Below are 2,475 nucleotides of genomic sequence, written 5' to 3'. Positions count from 1 at the left end.
TGAGCGCCCCGCAGCCACGTGGCCGCCTCGGCGCTGCCTTCACGAAAGATCCGGGTTAGGACATAGCCATGCGCCGGCGGCAACCTGCAGGGCGCCGTCCGGCACCGGAGCCCCCAACAAGAATGGCCCCGAAGGGCCATCTCGAAGGATCGGCAGGTGCCGTGCTTCTTACTTCTTGGCGCCCTTCTTCGCAGCCGGCTTCTTCGCCGGCTTGGCGGCGGCCTTCTCGGCCTTGCGCTTGGCGGCCTTGGGATCGACGGCCGCCTTGAAGGCTGCGCCCGGCACGAACTTCGGCACCTTCTGGGCGGCGATCTTGATCTTCTCGCCGGCCTGCGGGTTGAAGCCGGTGCGTGCGGCGCGGGCCACCTGCTTGAAGGTGCCGAAACCGACCAGCGACACGCTATCGCCCTTCTTCACGGCGCCGACGATGGTGCTGGTCACCGTCTCCAGAATGCGGCCGGCCTCGGCCTTGGACACGCCGTGCGCGGCGACGATCTTTTCGATGAACTCGATACGATTCAAAACTGCTCCTTGAGATACGAAATCGCCCGCGGGGATTTGCCCGCGGGCGGGTTCGCAGTGTAGACGCCGCGCGAGGCTCGACAATTCGGCCATGGCCCCGAGCACCGACAGCATGCAGACGCACCCCTCATCCGCACAGCCGGCGGCCGGCGCGACGGGTACCGCCATGTGGCGCTGCCTGGTGGTCGAGGACGACGCCGACAACGCACGCTACATCGCCGACGGCTTCCGCGGCCTGGGGCATGTGGCCGTGATCTGCCGCGAGGGACCGGAGGCGCTGGCGCGCGCCAGCGCCGAGGCCTGGGACCTGATCATCCTCGACCGCATGCTGCCCGGCGGCGTGGACGGGCTGGGCATCCTGGCCGCGCTGCGCGCCATGGGCAGACGCACGCCGGTGCTGGTGCTCAGCGCCCTGAGCGCGCTGGACGAGCGCGTGCGCGGCCTCAAGGCCGGCGGCGACGACTATCTGGCCAAGCCCTTCGCCTTCTCGGAACTGGCCGCGCGCGCCGAGGCGCTGGTGCGCCGCTCGCGCCCCGGCCCGGAGATCCGCGTCATCGAGGTGGCCGACCTGCGCCTGGACCTGGGCAGCCGCAAGGCCGAGCGCGGCGGGCGGCCCATCGCGCTGCAGCCGCGCGAGTTCCGGCTGCTGGCCTTCCTGGCGCTGCATGCGGGCCAGGTGCTCACCCGCACCATGCTGCTCGAGGCCGTGTGGGACTACCAGTTCGATCCGCAGACCAACGTCATCGACGTGCAGGTCAGCCGCCTGCGCGCCAAGCTGGACGCGGGCGGTGGCCCCTCGCTGATCCACACCGTGCGCGGCGTGGGCTACCGGCTCGCGGCGCCGGCATCCGGCGACGGCCCCGCGCAGACATGAACGCGCTGCGCCGGCTGTGGCGCTCGGCCGGCTTCCGGCTGGCCGCGCACTACGCGCTGCTGGTGGGCATCACCATGCTGGCGGCGCTGGCCATCATCTACCTGCAGACGGTGGGCGTGCTGCACCAACGCATGGCGCGGCAGGTGAGCACCACCGCGCAGCAGCTCGCAACGCTGCTGGAGCGCGAGGGCGCCGACGCCGTGGTGCGCGAGATCGAGCGCACGCTGGCCGACGGCCGCAGCACCGACCAGGAGATGCTGCTGCTCGTGGACGCGCAGGGCCACCGCCTGGCGGGCAACCTCGACACCCTGCCGGCGCCCGGCGCCGACGGCCAGCGGCAGGTGCTGCGCAAGGGCCGCAGCGTGCGCGCCTGGCTGGTGGTGCGTCCGGTGGCCCAGGGCCACGTGCTGGTGGTTGGCAGCGACCTGAGCGACCAGCAGGCGCTGGAGGAACTGATCGTCAGCGCCAGCGCCGCCGCGGCCTTCGTCGCCATGCTGCTGCTGGCCGGCGGCGTGTTCGTGTTCCGCCAGGAGCTGGAGCGCAGCGTGGGCGCGGTGCGGCGCACGGCCGCGCGCATCGCGCTGGGCGACCTGCGCCATCGCGTCCCGCTGTCCGAGGACGACGACGAGTTCGCGCTGCTGGAGCAGGACGTCAACACCATGCTGGACCGCATCCAGTCGCTGATGGACGGCGTGCGCCACGTCTCGGACACCATCGCCCACGAGCTGCGCACGCCGCTCACGCGCATCCTCGCGCGCCTGCGCGCGGCGGACGACGACGGCGCCGACGCCGGGCAGCGCCGGGCGGCGATCCGGACCGCCATCGCCGAGTTGGAGGACCTCAACCGCGTGTTCGGCAAGCTGCTGCAGATCGCCGAGGCCGAGGCCGGCGCGCAGCGCGGCCGCTTCGGCGCAGTGGCGCTGCACACCATCGCCGACGACGTGGTGGAGCTCTACGGCGCCGTGGCCGAGGCGCAGGGCGCCATCGTGCTGCGCGAGCCGTGCGAGGCGCTGCAGGTGCAGGGCGACCGCGAGCTGCTGGCCGGCGTGGCGGCCAACCTGCTGGACAACGCGCTCAAG

3 protein-coding genes are annotated in these 2,475 nt (G+C 72.4%); 2 read left to right on the top strand and 1 reads right to left on the bottom strand.

All coding sequences use genetic code 11. The annotated features are described in order from the left end of the window. Nucleotides 1-168: 168 nt before the first annotated feature. On the bottom strand, nt 169-522 hold the full coding sequence (locus ACIY1X_RS26035; protein WP_038210648.1) for an HU family DNA-binding protein: 354 nt from the start codon (nt 520-522) through the stop codon (nt 169-171). Between the two features lie 166 nt (nt 523-688). Here ACIY1X_RS26035 and ACIY1X_RS26030 point away from each other — a divergent pair, with 166 nt between their 5' ends. Further along, nucleotides 689-1,396 carry a response regulator transcription factor gene (locus tag ACIY1X_RS26030; protein ID WP_399686465.1) on the top strand — a complete coding sequence of 236 codons (708 nt, stop codon included), beginning with the start codon at nt 689-691 and terminating at the stop codon, nt 1,394-1,396. Next, a partial coding sequence (locus ACIY1X_RS26025) for a histidine kinase dimerization/phospho-acceptor domain-containing protein (protein ID WP_399686462.1) occupies nt 1,393-2,475 on the top strand: 1,083 nt, incomplete at its 3' end. The genes ACIY1X_RS26030 and ACIY1X_RS26025, both read left to right, overlap by 4 nt.

Origin of the sequence: Xenophilus sp. (assembly GCF_044462705.1) — a bacterium.
GTDB classification, from domain to species: Bacteria; Pseudomonadota; Gammaproteobacteria; order Burkholderiales; family Burkholderiaceae_C; genus Xenophilus; species Xenophilus azovorans.
This window is presented reverse-complemented; position numbering and strand designations above follow the sequence as displayed.